Origin of the sequence: Streptomyces sp. NPDC014734 (genome assembly GCF_043083325.1) — a bacterium.
In the GTDB taxonomy this organism is placed as follows: Bacteria; Actinomycetota; Actinomycetes; order Streptomycetales; family Streptomycetaceae; genus Streptomyces.
The window spans coordinates 1-17,268 of sequence record NZ_JBIBYN010000006.1 but is presented as its reverse complement, the minus strand read 5'-3'; the positions used below and the strand labels follow the sequence as shown (position 1 = coordinate 17,268).

The window sequence follows — 17,268 nt, the reverse complement described above, 5'->3', positions numbered from 1 at the left end:
CAGCCCCTCAGTCCCATTCCAGGCCGCCGCGACGCCATACGTACGCGTAGGCGACGAAGACGGTGAGCACGAAGAGCAGCATCTCCACGAGCCCGAAGATCCCCAGCGCGTCGAAGGTGACCGCCCAGGGATAGAGGAAGACGATCTCGATGTCGAAGACGATGAAGAGCATCGCCGTCAGGTAGTACTTGATGGGGAAGCGGCCGCCTCCGGCCGGAGTGGGGGTGGGTTCGATCCCGCACTCGTACGCTTCGAGCTTTGCCCGGTTGTACCGCTTGGGGCCGATAAGCGTGGCCATGACCACGGAGAAGATCGCAAACCCTGCCCCGAGGGCGCCGAGCACGAGGATGGGCGCGTAGGCATTCACGCTCCTCGCTCCTTCCAGTCGTCCTTGACCGTTGGACCGCATCGGGCGATTCGGCTCGCCGCCCCACCAAGATCGTGCACATGTGAGGCAGTTCACAAGCCCGACTGCCCCGCATCCTATGCCCGCCGTCCTGTGATCTGCGACACGGGGTAGTAGACGGAGTTTGTGATCTCCACCACCCGACGAACGATCATGAAGCCGGATGGGGGTCGATCTTTTCACGCAAAGCGGCAGAGCCGTCACGAGATGTGACATCTGATGCTGTTATCGCTGGTCAAAGTGCGTTTCCAATAACAATGGAACGCCTCTACACGCAAATTGGCAATGGACGGCGATGCGTGATATGTGCATTCACCCGCACCGGGGTCGTCGGACCCCCGGCCCGGACCGCCGGGGCTCACCCTCGCGCGGGGGCGCGCGTCGGGCGAAGCGGACTGTGCGCGCATTCACGATCTTCCGGACGGGCGACCCGCCCGCCGGGATCACAGCCGTCGGCGCCCGCGCTCCCCCGCGCCGGTCCACGCGTCGCCCGCATCCCCGGGTCGCCCGTGCGCACCACCCGCACGCCTCGCCCGCGTACCCCATTCGTGTACGCACTCCCATGAACCACCCGCAACCGCTCACACCCGACATGCGTTCCGTGACCTGCGTCACTCGACGACCACCCCCATGAAAGCGGGCTTGGCCATCAGTGCGAACGGATGGTAAGTGGCGGGCAATTCGGACTAATTGGCGAAAGTCCGTGATCACAGCGGTGATCAGGTGTGCCCGTTATGCCCGTTACGGCGTCAATAAGGCCCGCCGGAAAGCGGATTCACAGATTCCGAACGTAACTGTGTCGCAACACACGTTTCTTGATGGGAGGCCGCGAGCCCTGATAGCGCTAGTACCCATGTCCCACACCGCTCACATACCCAGCCACCGGAAGCCCCGCCGAAGCGCTCCGAAGACAGCGCTGCGCGCCGGAGTTGCCGGTGGCGTCCTCAGCACCATCGCGGTCGCCGGCGCTGCCGGACCGGCTCAGGCCGAGCCGGTGACCCAGACCATCGAGATGCCCACCATCACCGAGGGCCTCTCCACCGCCGTCGCCGCGTCCGCCCAGGCGACGGCTCAGGTCGCCGAGGACCTGCAGACGCAGGCACAGCAGGATGCCGCCGCGACCACCGCCGCCAAGGCCGCCAAGAAGGCCAAGGCCGAGGCGGTCCGCAAGGCCGAGGCCAAGGAGAAGGCCGAGGCCGCCGCCAGGGCGAAGGCCGAGACCGCACTGCGCGCCTCGCGCACCCAGGTCCGTACGACGCTCAGCGCGACCTCCGGCTCCACCGCGGGCGCCTCCTCGTACGCGTCCACGTCCTCCTCCTCTTCTTCCTCGTCGCACGCGACCGGCACCGCCGCGTCCATCCTCGCCTTCGTGAAGGCCCAGGTCGGCGACGCGTACGTGCCCGGCGGCACCGGCCCCAACTCGTGGGACTGCTCGGGCCTGGTCCAGGCGGCGTTCCGCTCGGTCAACGTCGACCTGCCGCGCGTCTCGCAGGCCCAGTCCACCGCGGGCACCCAGGTCTCCCTGAACAACCTTCAGCCCGGCGACATCCTGTACTGGGGCAGCGCCGGCAGCGCCTACCACGTCGCGGTGTACGTGGGCGGCGGCGAGTTCGTCGGCGCGCAGAACTCCCGCACCGGTGTGGTGCAGCGCCCGCTCTCCTACGACCCGCCGTCGGGCGCGGTCCGCGTTCTCTGATTCACAAGCGCGCCGGACAGGTGCGCGAGCACGTCGACGACGTGCCGTGAAGACGGCGAAGGGCCGTCGCTCCCCCGCTCGGGAGCGGCGGCCCTTCGCCATGCCGACGGCCCGGCCGGTTCCCCTCTCCGTCCGTCGTCCGACGGCCCGAGAATGTGCACACCTTGGGCACGGGAGGGAAATTGCCGGTGTCCATGTCTTGCTTCGCTCATTGTTTCCGGTCGCCCGCAACAGGTACCACGGCCGACGAATTCCTTCACCGTCCATCAGCTCGGTCCAGGTGAATGCCTGTCGGCGGCAGGCATTCCAAGAAATCCACGGAGAGCGTCGGGGACCGGCGGCCGGGACGTCCGCCTGAAGAACCATTTCGCCGGTCGGGAACGGAATCACGCGATGGGAAATTCGGCATGCCCGGCCTGTCCCGAACGGGCTGGACCGAGTACCGCAAGAACCCCATACGGACGGGCGCTTCGCCCTCACCGGAAAACTGCTGCCACCGTCCGGCCCCTGAGATCCGCCCGGTCCGGTCGGACGGGGAAACCTGGTGAGGTCCGGTGGGAGCCGGGTGGGGGCCGGTGGAACCGGGTGGGGGAAACCCCACCACGGCTGCGGTGCTGACCCCCCATGGAATTCGGGTGCCCTCTTTACTGTCCGTGCCGGCCGTTGACGACACGATGATTACATGCAGCCGACGCATGCTCATTCGCCCAGTCGTGGTCGCGACTCATTCATAGACATCATCAGAGCGCTCTGCGTGCTGGCCGTGATTTCCCAGCACTGGCTCATGCCGGTTCTGGCCTATGACAACGGTCAATTGAGCACCGGAAACGCTCTCGCAAGTCCTGGGTGGTGGATTGTCACCTGGCTGACCCAGGTCATGCCCATGGTGTTCTTCGCCGGTGGGGCCGCCAATTTCTTTTCGTTCCGGTCGGTGACGTCGGTGCGCGACTGGCTCCGGAGCAGAATCGCGCGCCTCCTGGTTCCGGTCGTGCCGCTGGCTGCCGTATGGCTGCTCCTGCCGCATGTGCTGATCGCTGGAGGTGTGCCTCAGCAGCCGGTATTGATGGCGGGCAAGATCGCCGGGCAGCTTCTCTGGTTCCTCGCCGTCTATGTGCTGGTGGTCGCCGTCACGCCGGTCATGTACGCGTTGTACCGCCGGTACGGATGGCGCGTGATCGGGGTCCTCGCCGTCTGTGCCCTGGTCGTCGACGTGCTGCGTTTCGAGGTCAGCCCCGCGATCGGTTTCCTGAACGCCCTCTTCGTCTGGCTGGCGGCCCACCAGTTCGGCTTCCACTACGCCGACGGCTCCCTGAACATGCGGAGCCGGTGGGCGTCGTCGGGTCTGGCCGTCGTCGGCTTCGGGCTCACCGCGGCAGCCGTGTTCTTCGGGCCCTATCCGTCGTCCATGATCGGAATGCCCGGCGCCCCCGTCTCCAACATGAGCCCTCCGACGGCGCTGATGGTGTCGTTGACGATCGGCCAGCTCGGACTGTGGCTGACGCTCAAGCCCGTGCTGACGCGACTCGCCGCGCGTCCGGGCGTCGCCGCTGTCCTGCGGTGGTGCGGGGCCCGCTTCATGACCCTGTATCTCTGGCACATGCCGGCCCTCGTGGTGACCGCGGGAATCTTCGTGGTCGGGCTCGGGCTCGCCACTCCGACGCCCGGCAGCCCGATGTGGTTCGCCGTGATCCCGGTGTGGGTCTCAGTCGCCGGGGCGTCCCTGGTGTGCCTCACCAAGATCTTCGGCAGGTTCGAGACCCGTCGTGGTTCCGGCGAGTCGTCGGACACGAGCCTCGGCAGGGTCGTTCTCGCGGCCGTGCTCTCCGCCGGCGGGCTCCTCGGGCTCGCCGCACAGGGGTTCATCTCCCCCGGGAACTCCCTGGGGCCGGTGCTCTCGGTGCTGCTGGTGGTGGCGGGGCTGCTCATCGTGCGGGCGAGGAGCACCGTGCGGGAGGCGGGGCCTGTTCGGGAGGCGGCCATGCCGAAATCCGCCGGCGCGCGCCGCTCCCGCACCGTGCCCGTTCAGGTGGCGGTGCGCCGTGAAGGCGCCCGCGCCCTGGCGGCGAAGACAGCGGCCAACGGCCTCACGCCTTGAGCCCGTCCGCGTCACGCAGTCCGTGGCGCACCGTCCGTCGTCCGCGCAGTCGGTGTTCGTCGTCCGGGGCTCCTGCCCGTGCCGGAGCTCCGGGAGCGGGAGAGCCGCCCGGCGCCTCATGCCCCGCCGGACGGGTCTCCCCCGGCGCCGTCGGGTGCGAGGTGCTGTCGGACCAGACCGACCAGACCGTCGACGAGAGGGCCCGGCTCGACGGACGGGTCGAGCGACCGCTGGAGCAGGTAGCCGTCGATCGCCGCCGTGAGGGTGACCGCGACGACGAGCGGACGCGTGACGCCGCGGGCCGCGAACCAGTCGCACAGCACCTGCCGGAACTCGGCGAGCAAGCGGGCGGTCTCGGCGCGCAGTTGGTCGTCCCGGCCCGCCGCGACGAGGGACTCGTACAGCAACAGCAGTTCCGGGTCACGTGGATCGTTGGCCGACAGCGCGCGAAGCATGACCTCGACGGCCACGACCGGATCCGGCTCCTCCAGGGCTTCGCCGACCCGGTCGAGGAAGAACGTCCGGATCTTCCTCAGGGCGGCGATGCGCCGGAGTTCGCCGATGCTTCCCACGTGGTAGTGGATCACACCGGTGTTGACGCCCGCGCGCTCCGCGACCCGTCGGCTGCTCACATCGCCCCAGCCCAACTCGGGGATGAGCGAGGCGGTGGCCTCGATGAGCCTTTCGCGCGTATCCGTCCGGCGCGAGGGATTCGCGGACTCGCTGTTCACAGTCGCATTCCTTGGATCGAGATGACCACGTTCACACCGGCCGAGGCCAGTGCGATCGCTTCGAGGACCAGCAGTTGCACCGGCAGGGCATCGGGCACGACGGGGAAGACCGCGCCGAGATCGGCCGCGAAGACCGCAATGTAGCCGAGGCTCAGCACCAGCGCCGCCACGAATGCCCAGTGCTGGTCCGCCATGGCGAACCCTGCCACCACGAAGCTGGCGAGGCCGAGCGAGGTCAGATACACGTTGAAGGCGTTGAACTGCCATCGGGGCAGCGGGGAGAAGTCCCGCGTGTCGATCAGCTTCCCCGGAACCATGGGAATCAGCAGGAGCGCCTCCCAGACCAGGAGCGCCGCCGTCACCGTCGCCAGCAGTGATTGATTCATTACACCCTCCGTCGCCGCCGCGAGAACCGGCAGCCGTCCAGAACCGGTGGCTGCCGGGAATCGACAGCCATTGATTTGGACGATAGTCCTGGACGACCGTCCAAATCAACACGGGCCCACACCCCCTCACGCCGTGCCGACGGGACGTCGCACCGCCGGACAGGACGACATGGAGCAGGAATACACCGGGGCAAGGTTGCCGCCCGAGCCTCATGCGTCCGGGTGGACCGGACCCTCGGCGGCACGCAAGACTGTGCGGCAATCAGAGGAAGGTGACATGCCACCGAGGGACAACCCCACCGCACGACAGATCCGGCTGGGCTGCGAGTTGAGGAAGCTGCGCGAGCAGGCCGGCATGACCGCGCGCGAGGCCGCCGGACTGATCTCCACCGATCAGGCCAAGATCAGCCACATAGAGGCCGGCCGCATCGGCGTCGGCGAGGAACGCATCCGCCGTCTGGCCAGCTTCTACTCCTGCGACGACACCGCACTGGTCGACGCGCTGTGCGCCATATCGCGGGAGCACCGGGGTCAGTTCTGGTGGGACGGCTACCGCGGCGTACTGGCGCCCGGGTTCCTGAACATCGCGGAGCTGGAGCACCACGCCCGGTACATGCGCTGCCTCCAGTCGGTGACGATGCCCGGCCTGCTCCAGATCCGGGAGTACGCCCGGGCCCTCTTCGAGGGCGTCTTCCCCAAGCTGTCCGAGGACGAGGTGGAAGCGCGGGTCGAGCACCGGATGCTCAGGCAGGACGTGCTGAACCGCGCGGAACCGCCGAAGTTCGACGTCGTCATCCATGAGGCCGGGCTGCGCATGAGGCCGGGGGGCCGCAAGGTCGCACGGGCCCAGCTGGAACGACTCCTGGAGGAGACGGAACGCCCGGCCGTGACCGTACGCGTGATCCCGTTCGCCGCCGAGCAGTTCGTCGATGTGACGCAGACCGTGCTGTACGCGGGCGGGGTCGTGCCTCAACTGGACACCGTCCACATCGACGCCCCGTTCAGGGGTGTCCACCTCGATGCCGTGGCCGATCTGAACCGGTACCGCATGCAGCTCGACTTCGCGGAGGAGGTCGGTCTCGATCCCGCCGAGTCCCGGAGCTTCATTCACCACATCGCACGCGACCTGTGATAATCCGTGACATGGACACTGAGACCAACTGGCAGAAGTCGTCGTTCTCCGGCGGCGGAGAGCAGTGCGTCGAGGTCGCACGCCATGCCGAGGGGATCCTGTTGCGGGAGAGCGACGAACCGCGCGTGATCACCCGCACGAGCCGCGAACTGTTCGCGACGTTCGTCCGGAGTGTCAAGGCGGGCGAATTCGACCAGGTCATTCGATAGCACGCGCCGCTGTCACTCGTACGAGCCCCTGTCCGGTCCGGCCAGGGGCTCGTGCTCGTTCAGGAAAAGAATGCACCGGCGCAAGGTTGATCCAGTCACATCCGTGACACTTCGCGTCCCGTGCGTCATCGCCCCGACGGCGCAATACATCCCGCCGCACCTGGCTCCACCCCCACTCGCGTCGCTCCTCCGCCACCCGGGCTCGAAGCCTCGGCACCCCGCGCTCGGACGGTCCGCCATGCGTGCGGCTCCCCGGCAGTCACGGGCGGCTCGACACCCACAGGCCGCTCGCCCCGTGCCGCTGCCGAACCGTTCCCCCGCACGCCACCCCGCAGCGCGGGAATAACCATGGGTTAGGCTCACCGGGGCGCAGCGAGGGGCCTCGGCCCGGACTCGGGCCCGGAGCCAGGATCCCGTGCCGGTCGTCGTACCGAGATCGCCATCGGCCCGGCCCCGTCCCGTCCCGCCCTGAGCAGCGACCCCCGGAGAAACCCGGTGCAGCGGAACCGGAAGAAGCTGTTCAGGAGTCGGCCCGTCGGGCCGGGATGTGAGGCCGCCCGTGCGGGACTACTTGCTGATGCTGTTCATCACGGCTGCGGTGACCCATCTCCTGACCGGACCGGTCCGCAAGTTCGCCATCGCGATCGGAGCGGTACCGGAGATCCGGGCACGTGACGTCCACCGCGAGCCGACTCCGCGCCTCGGGGGCATCGCCATGTTCGGCGGGCTGCTGGCCGGGTACCTGGTGGCATCGCACCTCCCGCATCTGGAGGAGATCTTCACCCAGAGCTCGACACCCCGGGCACTGCTGTCCGGGGCCGCGCTGATCTGGCTGCTGGGGGTGCTCGACGACAAATGGGAGCTCGACTCGCTGGTCAAGCTCGGCGGGCAGTTGCTGGCCGCCGGGGTGATGGCGTTCCAGGGGCTGACGATCCTCTGGCTGCCGGTACCGGGCACCGACGGGTTCTACCTCGCCGACTGGCAGGGCACTCTGCTGACCGTGGGACTGATCGTCTTCACGATCAACGCGGTGAACTTCGTCGACGGGCTCGACGGACTCGCCGCCGGGACGGTGGGCATCGCGGCGACGGCGTTCTTCCTGTACGCGTACCGGCTCTGGTACGGCTACGGCATCGAGGCCGCCGCCTCCACCACGCTCGTCTCCGCGATCCTCGCGGGCATGTGCCTCGGCTTCCTGGTGCACAATTCGCACCCGGCCCGCATCTTCATGGGCGACTCCGGGTCCATGCTGCTCGGGCTGCTCATCGCGGGCTGCGCGGTCTCCGTCACGGGCGAGGTCGATCCGGGCCTGTTCAACCGGCCCGTCGACGGCACCTCGGGAACGGCCGCGATGGTTCCGGTCTACATCCCGTTGCTGCTGCCGCTGTCGGTGATCGCGCTGCCCGTCGCGGATCTCCTGCTCGCGGTCGTCAGGCGCACCTGGAACGGGAAGTCTCCGTTCGCCGCCGACAAGGGGCACCTCCACCACCGGCTGCTCCAGCTCGGGCACTCGCACCGGCGGGCCGTGCTGCTCATGTACTTCTGGTCGACGCTGATCTCGTTCGGGGTCGTGGCGTATTCGGCGCGGGGTGCCAAGTCCTGGATCCTGTACGGGGTCGCGATCGTCTGCGGGCTGGGGCTGATCCTGCTGCTCCAGCCCCGCTACGACTTCGCCATCACCGATGTGCTGGCCCGGATGCGGCTGATGCGGCCCCGGACCGAGGGACGTGTGGTCGCCACCGGCGGGCAGTGCGCCGAGGAGGACGCTGCGGCCGAGCGGCGCCCCCACGCGGACGCCGGGCAGCGGTCGTAGGCCGCGCCCCGGCCGCTCCGGTCAGCCCGGTCAGCCCGGTCGCTTCGGTCGCCGCGGTCACTTCGGTCGCCACGGTGGCCGGGCACCGTCCGGACGGCGGCCGACCGGGGTCCGCGGGCGGCGCCCCGAGTCCCGGGAACCCGGGGAGAACCCCGAGCAGGCGTCGGGGCTCGTCCCGGGGTCTCCCAGGGTGATTCCTGATCGTCAACGCCTGCCTCCCGTCGGAGAGTTGGGGACGTTCGCCGCCCCCTTCCCACTGGAGCAGTCCCATGCGCAGCCGCCTCGCCCCCGCGCTCGTCGCCGCCGCCCTCCTCGCGGGCGCGGCCCTGCCCGCGGCAGCGGCCGGGCCGCCCCCGGCCGCCGCACGCACCACGCCCCCCGCGAGTGTCGCGGCCTCCGCGCGCCCGTCCGCGCAGGACATCGTCGACTCGCTGCCGAGAACGGTCTACGCGGGCGCGCTGATCAGGCGGGACGGTGTCGGCGCGGCCATGGGGCCGGTCGTCCCCGACGCCCATTTCAGGATCGGCAGCACCACCAAGATCTTCACGCAGACCGTCGTCCTCCAGCTCGTGGCCGAGCGGCGGATCGGGCTGGACGCCCCCGTCCGCGCCTATCTGCCCACGCTCGTGCCCGCCGCGTACGAGCGGGTCACCGTGCGGCATCTCCTCGACCACACCAGCGGCTTTCCGCGGCCCGCCCGGACCCCGGGTCCCGACGACGGTGCGGGCTGGTGGCTGCGGTCGGTGACCCCGGCCGGTTTGCTGAGCGCGTCGTTCGCCGCGACGGACCCGCTGCGGACGCCGCCCGAGCCGGGCTCCGTACAGCAGTACAACGGGCTCAACGCGTTCGCTCTCGGGCTGATCGTCGAGAAGGCCACCGGCCATTCCTTCGCCCATGAGCTCCGGCAGCGCGTCATCCTGCCGCTGGGTCTCCGTCACACGAGCCTGCCCGCTGCCGACGACCCGGCCATTCCCTCGCCCCACGCCCGGGTGTACGTCGGCGGGGACGACGTCACCGAGCAGAGCCCGTACCCGTGGGCCGAGGGCGGCATGATCTCCACCGCCGCCGACCTGGACCGCTTCCTCACCGCTCTGTTCCGGGGCAGGCTGCTGCCGCCCGCCCAGCAGAAGCTTGTCTTCGCGGTGCCCCACGACGCGTCCAGCGCCCCGACCAACACCAGTTGCCCCGGCGGGGAGCCCTGCTTCAGTGTCGGCGGGCTGATGCGGTACGAGCTGCCGGACGGCCGGACCGCCTGGGGCAAGACGGGATCGCGGCCCGGCTGGGACAACGGGTTCTTCGCCACCGAGGACCTGGAGCACCGGGTGGTCTACTCGCTGAACCCCACCGGGGCCGACTCCGGAATCACGCACATACGGCGGATCGTCGTCGACTCGCTCACGGACTGAACGCCGTCGGTACCGGCCGGCGCGGGGCCGGACGACGGGGCCGGACGGCGCGGGGCCGGACGACGGGGCCGGCCCCGCGCCCCGGGGAGCGGTTCCTCAGGAGGGCGAGTCGGTCCGGTGCGCCGTCGAGAAGCGCGTCACCTTCCCGATCACGTCCTCGCTGTAGAGACGGAGCGCCTGCTGCACCGCGAACTGTGCCATGTACGCGCGGAACGCGTCCGGCGGCTCCTCCGCCAGCCGCAGCATCCGGCGGTTCGTCACCACCGCCGGGCTGTCGAGCCGCTCCGCCGCCGTCTCCACCGCCCGGTCCATGTCGGCGCTCTCCACCACCTCGTCGACGAAGAGCCGGGCGTCCGGTTCCGTCGCCCGGATCCGCCGTCCCCACAGCACGATCTGCCGGGAGATCCGGGCCCCCGCCGACTGCTGGAGGCGGAAGTTGGAGACGCCGGGGATAATGCCCTCCTGCGCGGCCGGCAGGCTGAGGAACGCGTCGGACGCCGCGATCACCCGGTCGAAGACGTGCAGCAACTGCGCCCCGCCGCCGATGGCGAAGGTGTCCACGGCGGCCACCCACGGCTTGACCACCGTCGGGGAGTGCCACGCCCCCGCGTGATCGGCCATCAGCCCCCGCGAGATCTTCGCGATGTACCCGAGTTCGCGGCGCAGCAGGAAGTCGACAAGGGAGATCTCGCCCGCGTGCAGGGCCTTGAGGTTGATCCCGGCGCTGAACACGCGACGGCCCCGGTAGCGCGGGTGCGTCATCTCGCCGCCCCGGAGCACACCCACCCCCACGTCCGGGTCGAGCAGCACCAGGTCGACGGCGGTCTCCATGTCGTCGACCTGCCGGTTGTCCTCGGCGTTGAGGCTGTCCTCGCGGCACATGGTCAGGTACGCGGCCGAGCCGCGACGTTCGACCCGCACCGAACCCAGGTCCGCCGTTCCGGTGCGCCGGAACTCCGCCAGGTCCGCCAGCGCGCGTTCCGTCGGCCGCAGCATCGAGTCCATCAGGTGCGGTCCCGCCACCGGGGACTCCAGGAGCCGCGAGAACAGCAGTCCCTGGTCGATCTCCCGGCCTTCCTTCAGCCCCTGGGCCCGGCCGCGTTCGACGGCCATCTGCTCCGCCGTCGGCACCAGGCCGGGGAAGGCGAGGGCCGCCCCGTCGGCGAGGACCGCGAGCCGGGGGCGGCGGGTGCGCCCGTCCGTCAGCTCGTCGTACACCGCGTCGGCGTGCGCGGCCAGGAAACGGGCGCGCAGCTCCCGGGCCGTGTTCTTCGCGGCGGTCGCCGCCTCCCGCTGCCCGGGCGAGCGGTCGGCGGGTTCGGGCAGCGCGGCAAGGATCTCGTCCGCCTCCGTCGCCGCGGCGAGCAGGGCCTTGCGCGCGGTCGACAGCTCGCCGTCGACGTCCTCGTACGCGTCGGCCATCAGACCCCGGCCTCCCGCTCCGTGCCCTCGGCCCGCTCGCGCTCGCGCCGCAGCGAACGGTCGCACGCCGACAGGTGGCTGCCCAGCGCGTCCTCGAAGCTGTTGCTCGTCGCGTCGATCAGCAGCCTTCGGCGCACCGCGAGTTCGGGTCCGGGGAACGCGGCAAGCAGCTCCGCAGCCGTCTTCACCGAGGCCTCGCGCCGGTCGTCGGCGACGACCTCGTCGAGCAGGTTCAGTTCCAGGGCCTCGACCGCGGCCAGGGGCGTCCCGAACAGCACAGCGCGCCGCACCCGGGCCGCCCCCGCGTGGCTGGCGAGCCGGAACACCGCCATGCCGGGCCACACCCCGTCCGGCCGCACGTGCAGCCGCAGCACCGTGTCCGGGGTGGCGATCCGGTAGTCGGCGGCCAGCAGGACGTCCAGCGCGACGCCGCCGCACTCGCCCTCGGCCAGCGCGAGCGTGGGTGCGCCGAGACGTTCCATGCGGCGCAGTGCCCGCTCCCACTTGCTCACCAGGTGTACGTCGACCCCGTCACCCCGCAGGTCCCGGTCGGCGGCCCCGCCGGTCAGGCGCAGGACGCCCACGGCGCGGTCCCCGGCTGCCTCCAGCCGGTCGCAGAAGGCGTCCAGGTCGGCGACGAGGGCCGGGGACAGGGCGCGCGCGGTGTCGACGCGCAGCTCGGGGCCGTCGAGCGGCCCGTCGACGGGATGATCCGTACCGGCCGTGGTGGCCGTCGCAGTCCGTGCGGACAATGCCTTGCCTCTCCGTGTGTGATGCGTGATGTGACATGCGTGAACCACGAGGTGCGATGCGTGGGGTGACGCTGACATGTGTGATGCGGCGCGGGGGCCGGGTGCCGGCCCCCCGGCGCCGGCTCACCAGCGGACCAGCGCCGTCTCGATCGTCGAGCCCGGACCCATCGTCATCAGCACCCCGTACTCACCCGGCCGGACGAGGCCCTCGTCGAGCAGCCGTTGGTACGAGAACAGGAAGGAACCGCTGGAGAGGTTGCCGTACTCGCGCAGCACCTCGGTGGTGTGCCGGACGTCGTAGCGGGTCAGGCCGAGGTTCACCATCACCGACTCCACGACCTTCTTGCCGCCGGAGTGCACCAGCCAGTGGCCGATGTCGCTGCGGCGCAGCCCCGTGCCGTCGAGGAGCTTGTCCACCACGGTCTCCACGCGCCCGCCGACCACGTACGGGATGTCACGGTCGAGGAAGAAACTGAAGAGGTTGGCGTCGTCGTCCCAGTCGTAGCGCATCGCGCCGATCGCCTCGGGGATGATGCCGCTCGTGAACTTGAGGATGTCCGGGCCGTGTTCGCCCCCAGGCCCGGGCGTCTCCTCGCCGCCGACCACACAGATCGCCGCCGCGCCGTCCCCGAAGAGGCTGTTGACCACGGCGGTGCGCATCGTGCCGTCGAAGACGTACGCGGCGGAGCACACCTCGATGCACACCATCAGGGCAAGTTCGCCGGGGTGTGCGTGGGCCCAGCCGGACACCGCGTTCAGGGCGTTGAGGCCCGCGTTGCAGCCCATGCCGACGACGTCGAGGCGGCTGCAGTGGGTGTCGATGCCGAGTTCTCGGATCAGGTGCGCGCTGAAGCCCGGCGTCATGAACCCGGTGGTGGTCACGCAGGTCAGGTAGCGGATGTCGGAGAGTTCGCGGTTCGCGTGCTTGAGGGCCGCCTGCACGGCCTGCGCACCCATGGCGATGCCCTCGGCCCGGTGCTTGGCGAGGAGTTGTCCCTGCACCTCCTGGGCGCGGCTGCCGTCGGGGCGCTTCGACGGGAGGGTCAGGAAGCGCCGCTCGATGGCGCTGTTCAGGAAGACGGACCGGATGCGACGGTCCTCGATGTCGAAGGTGTCGAGCAGTTCCTGTTGCGTGTACGAGTTCGGCGGGGTGGCCGTGCCGACCCCGGTGATCCGGGAGATGGGCGACCGCGTCAGCGGAATCGCGCCCGCCGTGCGCAGGGCGCCGGGGTTGGGGAGGCGGAGTGCGGTAGTCACCGGTACGTCCACCCCCAGCTCCGACGGGCGCTCCTGATGAGCTCCTTGACCTGTTCCTCAGCCAACGTCGTTCACCTCGTTCCGTAGAGTCGTTCCAATGGCTCGCAGGGCATGGCTCTTGACGATCTCGAAGTGGCCCCGGGATACCTGATGAACAGTCACTTCGCCTGTGAGGTAGGGCTTCCAGGATGCCGATGGCGACGGGCCCGGCCGGTCGGGCTCGGCCGCGTCGAAGACCAGTGTCCGGGCGCGCACGGGGCGCGGGCGGTGCGCGACGGCCGCGACGAGGTTCTCGTGGGCGACGCGCGGCAGCCGCTCCAGGACCCGGTCCGGCAGGTCGGCGAGCGGGTGGTCCGCGGGCAGCGCGCCGCGCAGCGCGTCGGCGGAGGGGAACGCGGCGGTGCCGGCCGGCCACTCGGCGGCGCCGTCCAGGGCCACGTACACCGCCTCCGGCACACCGGGCGGCGGTCCGTCGGGGCCGCCCGCCGGGGCGTCCACGAGCGCCAGGAGGGCCACCGTCTCTCCCAGGTCCTCCAGTTCGGCGGCCAGGTGCTGCGCGACGATCCCGCCCAGCGACCAGCCCACCAGGACATAGGGGCCGCTCGGCCGGAGCGCGCGCAGCCGCTCCAGGTGGGCCGCCGCGATCAGCGGCACGTCGAGCGCCGCCACCTCGCCCGGTCCGTCCAGGCGCGGGTCCTGCAGCGCGTGCACCGGGTGCTCCCGCGGCAGGTGGGCGAGCAGCGAGGAGTACGCCCAGCCGAGCCCGCTCGCGGGCGGCAGCAGGAACACGGGGCACCCGGCTCCTCCGGCGCGGAGGGTCAGGACCGGGCCGACGCCGTCGCCGGTACCGGTGGTCCCGGTGGCGGTGGCGGACGCCGCCGTGTCGAGCGCCCGCTCCAGGAGTTCCACGGTCGGCGCCTCGAACACGGTGCTCACCCGCAGTTCCACGCCCAGCGTCTCGCGGACGCGGCCCACCAGCCGGATCGCGAGCAGCGAGTGCCCGCCGAGGTCGAAGAATCCGTCGCCGGCCCCGACCTCGGACACCCCGAGCACCTCGGCGAACAGCGCGCACAGCGCCTTCTGGCGCTCCGTCGTGGGGGCGCGCCCGCGCCCGGCGGGGGTCCGGTCGGGCTCGGGCAGCGCGGCGCCGTCCAGTTTGCCGTTCGCGTTCACCGGCAGTGCGTCCAGTTCCACCAGGTGCGGCGGCACCATGTGGCCGGGCAGTCGGGCCGAGAGGTGGTCGCGCAGGGTGGCCGCGTCCACCGTGCCCGGGGCCGTGCCGACGAAGTAGCCGACGAGGCCCTGTCCGCCGGAGCGGTCCGGGCGGGCGACCACCGCGGCCCGCGCGACGTCCGGGTGCGCGGTGAGGGCGGCCTCGATCTCGCCCGGTTCCACCCGGAAGCCGCGGATCTTGAGCTGGAAGTCGTCGCGCCCCAGGTACTCCAGGACACCGTGCCGCGTCCAGCGCACCCGGTCGCCCGTGCGGTACATGCGCGACCCGGGCGGGCCGAACGGGTCCGCCACGAACCGTGCCGCCGTGAGGCCCGGCCGCCCCAGGTAGCCCCGCGCCACCCCGGAGCCCGCGATGTACAGGTCGCCCGCCGTGCCCGGTGCCACCGGTCCCATTGCCGCGTCGAGCACGTACACCGCGGTGTTGGGGAGCGGGCGGCCGATCGGCACCGTGCGGGCGGCGGCGACCGGCACGTCCAGGAGCGTGGAGTAGACGGTGGTCTCGGTGGGCCCGTACTGGTTGACCACGACCGCGGCGAGCGCGGCCATGTCCCGGGCCAGGTCGGCCGGCAGCGCCTCGCCCGCGGTGATCATGCGCAGCCCGCGCAGGGCGTCGGGCACCTCGGCGACCAGCACGCGCCACAGGCTCGGCGTGGCCTGGAGCACGGTCACCCGGTGGCGGTGCAGCAGCTCGGCCAGCACGGCGGGGTCGCGCGCCGCGTCGCGCGGGGCGAGCACCATGCGGGCACCGGAGACCAGTGGCAGGTACAGCTCGGTCACCGCGATGTCGAAGGCGATCGTGGTGACCGCCGCGATCCGGTCGTCGGGCCCCACGCCGTGGTGGTCGCGCTGCGCGAGCACCAGGTTGAGCATGTTGCCGTGGGTGACGACCACTCCCTTGGGGCGGCCCGTGGAACCCGAGGTGTAGATGACGTACGCGGCGGCGTCGGGCGGCACCGGGCCGCCCCGCTCCTCGTCGGACAGGGGGGCGGGCGACCCGGCCGCGATCCGGTCGGCCGTCGCCGCCTCGTCCGGGCACACGACCGGGCAGGTGGCGGGCACGGACCGCGCCGTCTCCGACTCCGTGAGCAGCAGCGCCGGATCCGCGTCGGCCAGCACTGCGGACAGGCGCTCGGCCGGGTGCGCGGTGTCCAGCGGCAGGTACGCGGCGCCGGTCTTCAGGACGGCGAGCAGCGCGACGACCATCCGCTCCGAACGCGGCAGCGCCACGGCGATCAGCCGTTCGGGCCCCGCGCCCAGCCCTCGCAGGTGTCTGGCCAACCGGTTGGACGCCAGGTCGAGTTGACGGTATGTCAGTGCCGTGCTCCCGAACACCACGGCCGGCGCGTCCGGGGTGCGGGCCGCGTGGTCCTCGAATGTGCGGGCGACCGAGACGGCGGTGACGGGGCGCGCGGTGTCGTTCCAGTCGACGAGCAGTCGCCGCCGCTCGTCCGCGTCCAGCACGTCGAGGTCGTCGATCCGGGCCTCGGGGTGGGCCGCCACCTGTCGCAGCACACGCTCCAGGCGGCGCGCCAGCGCCTGCGCGGTGTCCCGGTCGAACAGGTCGGAGCCGTATTCGACGAATCCGTCAAGGCCGGCGGCCCCGCCGTCCTCGCCCCAGCACTCGCCCAGGAAGAAGGAGAGGTCGAACTTGGCGATGTCCGCGCGCCCCGGCTCGGGGCGGCAGGCGAACCCGGCGAGCTCGAAGTCCGCGATGCCGCCGCTCTGCATGGACAGGTACACCTGGAAGAGGGGGTGGTGGGCGAGGGAGCGGGTGGGGGAGAGTTCTTCGACGAGGCGTTCGAAGGGCAGGTCCTGGTGGTCGTAGGCGGCCAGGTCGGTGGTTCGGGTGCGGTCGACGAGTTCGGTGAAGGTGGGGTTGCCGGAGGTGTCGTTGCGCAGGACGAGGGTGTTGACGAAGAAGCCGATGAGTTCTTCGAGTGCGGCGTCGTCGCGTCCGGCGACGACGGTGCCCAGGGGGATGTCGGTGCCCGCGCCGAGCCGGGTGAGCAGGGCGGCGACGGCCGCCTGCACCACCATGAACACCGAGGCGCCGCGTTCGCGGGCCACCGCGCGCAGCCGCGTGTGCACCTCGCCGTCGAGCCGCACGGGCACGCTGCCGCCCCGGTAGGAGGCGCGGGCGGGCCGGGGCCGGTCCGTGGGCAGTACGAGCTCCTGCGGCAGCCCGTCCAGGACCCGCCGCCAGTGGGCGAGCCGACGCGGCCCCTCGACGTCGAGGAGTTCGTGCTGCCACAGGGTGTAATCGGCGTACTGGATCTCCAGCGGCTCCCAGTCCGGGGCGTGTCCGGCGAGCCGCGCGGTGTAGGCGGTGGACAGGTCGGCCGAGAGCGGGGCCATCGACCAGCCGTCGGCCGCGATGTGGTGCACCACCGTCACCAGTACCGACTCGTCCGGCCCCGGCTCCACCACGCGCACCCGCAGCGGCACTTCGCGGGCCAGGTCGAAGTGGTGCCCGGTCGCCTCGGCGACCCGTTCGGCCACCTCGTCGGGCGTGCAGGGCACGAACTCCACCGGTGCGTCGGCGCGGGCCAGGATGCGCTGGACCGGCTCGCCCGCCACTTCCGCGTACACGGTCCGCAGGACCTCGTGCCGGGCGACGACGTCCTGTACCGCCGCCGTGAACGCCTCGGGCTCCAGCGTCCCCGCGACCCGTGTCACCACCGGGATGTTGTACGTCGCCGACGGGCCGTCGAGCCGGTACAGGAACCACAG

At 71.2% G+C, this 17,268-nt stretch carries 13 protein-coding genes; 6 read left to right on the top strand and 7 right to left on the bottom strand.

The window, feature by feature from the left end; translation table 11 throughout:
* Positions 1-7: 7 nt before the first annotated feature.
* Positions 8-367 (bottom strand): NADH-quinone oxidoreductase subunit A, encoded by a 360-nt coding sequence (locus ACF1CT_RS12095; RefSeq protein ID WP_003992243.1) that lies wholly within the window; start codon positions 365-367, stop codon positions 8-10.
* A gap of 892 nt (positions 368-1,259) precedes the next feature.
* On the opposite strand from ACF1CT_RS12095, the gene ACF1CT_RS12090 reads away from it, so the two are divergent.
* Together ACF1CT_RS12090 and ACF1CT_RS12085 are read left to right on the top strand one after the other, a co-directional pair.
* Positions 1,260-2,102 carry a C40 family peptidase gene (locus ACF1CT_RS12090; protein ID WP_391783723.1) on the top strand — a complete coding sequence of 281 codons (843 nt, stop codon included), beginning with the start codon at positions 1,260-1,262 and terminating at the stop codon, positions 2,100-2,102.
* A 682-nt stretch (positions 2,103-2,784) separates the two neighbouring features.
* Positions 2,785-4,197 carry an acyltransferase gene (locus ACF1CT_RS12085; protein ID WP_391783722.1) on the top strand — a complete coding sequence of 471 codons (1,413 nt, stop codon included), beginning with the start codon at positions 2,785-2,787 and terminating at the stop codon, positions 4,195-4,197.
* Positions 4,198-4,313: 116 nt separating this feature from the next.
* On the opposite strand, the gene ACF1CT_RS12080 is transcribed toward ACF1CT_RS12085, so the two are convergent.
* Entirely contained in the window at positions 4,314-4,928 is a 615-nt protein-coding gene (locus tag ACF1CT_RS12080) for a TetR/AcrR family transcriptional regulator (protein WP_391783721.1), read from the bottom strand.
* On the bottom strand, positions 4,925-5,314 hold the full coding sequence (locus ACF1CT_RS12075; RefSeq protein ID WP_391783720.1) for a hypothetical protein: 390 nt from the start codon (positions 5,312-5,314) through the stop codon (positions 4,925-4,927). The genes ACF1CT_RS12080 and ACF1CT_RS12075 overlap by 4 nt, the downstream gene beginning before the upstream one ends.
* Positions 5,315-5,591: 277 nt before the next feature.
* On the opposite strand from ACF1CT_RS12075, the gene ACF1CT_RS12070 reads away from it, so the two are divergent.
* From ACF1CT_RS12070 to ACF1CT_RS12055, 4 genes are all read left to right on the top strand, one after another.
* Complete coding sequence (locus ACF1CT_RS12070; RefSeq protein WP_391783719.1) at positions 5,592-6,446, top strand: helix-turn-helix domain-containing protein; 855 nt, start codon at positions 5,592-5,594, stop codon at positions 6,444-6,446.
* 11 nt (positions 6,447-6,457) lie between these two features.
* Positions 6,458-6,655 (top strand): DUF397 domain-containing protein, encoded by a 198-nt coding sequence (locus ACF1CT_RS12065; RefSeq protein ID WP_391783718.1) that lies wholly within the window; start codon positions 6,458-6,460, stop codon positions 6,653-6,655.
* A gap of 547 nt (positions 6,656-7,202) precedes the next feature.
* The gene (locus ACF1CT_RS12060; RefSeq protein WP_391783717.1) at positions 7,203-8,468 is read left to right on the top strand and encodes an MraY family glycosyltransferase; all 1,266 of its coding nucleotides are present in this window, start codon (positions 7,203-7,205) and stop codon (positions 8,466-8,468) included.
* Between the two features lie 269 nt (positions 8,469-8,737).
* Positions 8,738-9,874, top strand: coding sequence for a serine hydrolase domain-containing protein (locus ACF1CT_RS12055; protein ID WP_391783716.1), 1,137 nt, complete (start codon positions 8,738-8,740; stop codon positions 9,872-9,874).
* Positions 9,875-9,970: 96 nt separating this feature from the next.
* On the opposite strand, the gene dpgC is transcribed toward ACF1CT_RS12055, so the two are convergent.
* The 4 genes from dpgC to ACF1CT_RS12035 form a co-directional block, all read right to left on the bottom strand.
* Positions 9,971-11,296, bottom strand: coding sequence for a (3,5-dihydroxyphenyl)acetyl-CoA 1,2-dioxygenase DpgC (dpgC, locus tag ACF1CT_RS12050; RefSeq protein ID WP_391783715.1), 1,326 nt, complete (start codon positions 11,294-11,296; stop codon positions 9,971-9,973).
* Positions 11,296-12,048, bottom strand: coding sequence for an enoyl-CoA-hydratase DpgB (gene dpgB, locus ACF1CT_RS12045; protein WP_391783714.1), 753 nt, complete (start codon positions 12,046-12,048; stop codon positions 11,296-11,298). The genes dpgC and dpgB overlap by 1 nt, the downstream gene beginning before the upstream one ends.
* Positions 12,049-12,171: 123 nt before the next feature.
* Complete coding sequence (gene dpgA / locus ACF1CT_RS12040; RefSeq protein WP_391783963.1) at positions 12,172-13,269, bottom strand: 3,5-dihydroxyphenylacetyl-CoA synthase DpgA; 1,098 nt, start codon at positions 13,267-13,269, stop codon at positions 12,172-12,174.
* Between the two features lie 93 nt (positions 13,270-13,362).
* A partial coding sequence (locus tag ACF1CT_RS12035) for an amino acid adenylation domain-containing protein (protein WP_391783713.1) occupies positions 13,363-17,268 on the bottom strand: 3,906 nt, incomplete at its 5' end.

Bases quoted from the DNA above. Each gene is read 5' to 3' on its own strand.
- ACF1CT_RS12090 (WP_391783723.1), top strand. From the start codon at position 1,260: ATGTCCCACACCGCTCACATACCCAGCCACCGGAAGCCCCGCCGAAGC.
- dpgC (WP_391783715.1), bottom strand. From the start codon at position 11,296: ATGGCCGACGCGTACGAGGACGTCGACGGCGAGCTGTCGACCGCGCGC.
- ACF1CT_RS12055 (WP_391783716.1), top strand. From the start codon at position 8,738: ATGCGCAGCCGCCTCGCCCCCGCGCTCGTCGCCGCCGCCCTCCTCGCG.
- ACF1CT_RS12065 (WP_391783718.1), top strand. From the start codon at position 6,458: ATGGACACTGAGACCAACTGGCAGAAGTCGTCGTTCTCCGGCGGCGGA.
- ACF1CT_RS12075 (WP_391783720.1), bottom strand. From the start codon at position 5,314: ATGAATCAATCACTGCTGGCGACGGTGACGGCGGCGCTCCTGGTCTGG.
- ACF1CT_RS12070 (WP_391783719.1), top strand. From the start codon at position 5,592: ATGCCACCGAGGGACAACCCCACCGCACGACAGATCCGGCTGGGCTGC.
- ACF1CT_RS12085 (WP_391783722.1), top strand. From the start codon at position 2,785: ATGCAGCCGACGCATGCTCATTCGCCCAGTCGTGGTCGCGACTCATTC.